The sequence below is a fragment of the Acinetobacter sp. YH01009 genome (assembly GCF_013420765.1).
GTDB classification, from domain to species: domain Bacteria; phylum Pseudomonadota; class Gammaproteobacteria; order Pseudomonadales; family Moraxellaceae; genus Acinetobacter; species Acinetobacter amyesii.
The window spans coordinates 1-1,130 of sequence record NZ_VOYE01000049.1; the positions used below are offsets into that span (position 1 = coordinate 1).

A 1,130-nucleotide genomic window follows, 5' to 3' on the forward strand; every position below is an offset into this window, starting at 1 on the left:
GCTGATACCAAGTGCCTTGGCCGCATGCCGAAAATTCAGATGCTCGGCGACGGCGATGAACTGAACAAGGGAAATGAGCGGTATCCTGCCAGACAGGATACCGACATTCACGAGGTTTCGATGGTTAGTGCGCCGCATCGGAGCGGGCCTGCTACCAGTCGTCGGTTAGACGACTGGCGACTTCTCGGTGGCAGCCCCACGGAGCCGAAGGAGCACCAGCCCCAACGAAACCAGTACCGCCATCGCCGTGGCGTAACAGATCACGGGCCACGCTGTGTCACCGTTTAAAAGTGCCACCGCCAATGTCCCGACAATGCTGACTATCAGGCTTTGAACGCAGAAGTAGAACGCGACCGCTGATCCCGCGATGTCGTCGAACTCTGCCAAAGCGCCGTTCGCGGTAACGGACACCGTGAAGACAATACCGACCGCGACAACCCACATCGGTAGGATGAAGGTGAGGAATGACGGCGAGCCGTAAAGTTCGCCGATCCCCAACAGGACCGCTCCGCAAACAAGCAACGCCATCCCACGCGCCACGCATCCTGCGATGCCCCATCTGGCGACAAAGGACTTCGCGAAACGGGTTGTCACGATCATTACAAGCGCGACAGTGGCGAAGGCAAAGCTGAATCCGATCTCGGAATATTCCGCTTGGCCTATGAGCACACGGGGAGCCGTCGAGAAGAAGACGAAGTAGGTGCCCATACCGGCGCTAAAGCCGACAGTGTAAACCCAAAAAGCCGGACTCGCGAAGATCGGCAAGACAGATCGGCGCGTCTTGACTTGATCCAGAGGGCGGGTTTCGTGCCACCTGAAACCCGCATTTAGGAGTGCGAGCATCGCCAGTATAGCCAAAGTAATGAATATCGCCTGCCATCCCAAGAACTCGCCGATCAATACTCCGGCGATAGGGCCGAGCGCAGGCACGAACGCCAGCATCGAACTGAAAAGGCCGTAGATGACGACACCCTCAGGACGGTTGGCATAAACGTCGCGAACCGTCGCGAACGTCGCCACCAGCATGGCCGACGCGCCCACTGCTTGAAGTAGACGGAAAGCGACAAAGGCCGGTGCAGTTGAAGACCAAGCTGCTCCCAGAGACGCAATGACGAAAGCCGTTGCGCCCG

Annotated in this window: 2 protein-coding genes; both read right to left on the reverse strand. The window is 58.3% G+C overall.

Translation table 11 applies throughout. The annotated features are described in order from the left end of the window. Positions 1 to 138 (reverse strand): LysR family transcriptional regulator (locus FTT76_RS17740; RefSeq protein ID WP_257222279.1); only part of this gene is annotated, 138 nt, incomplete at its 3' end. A 27-nt stretch (positions 139 to 165) separates the two neighbouring features. After that, positions 166 to 1,130 (reverse strand): chloramphenicol/florfenicol efflux MFS transporter FloR (floR, locus tag FTT76_RS17475; protein WP_180063761.1); only part of this gene is annotated, 965 nt, incomplete at its 5' end.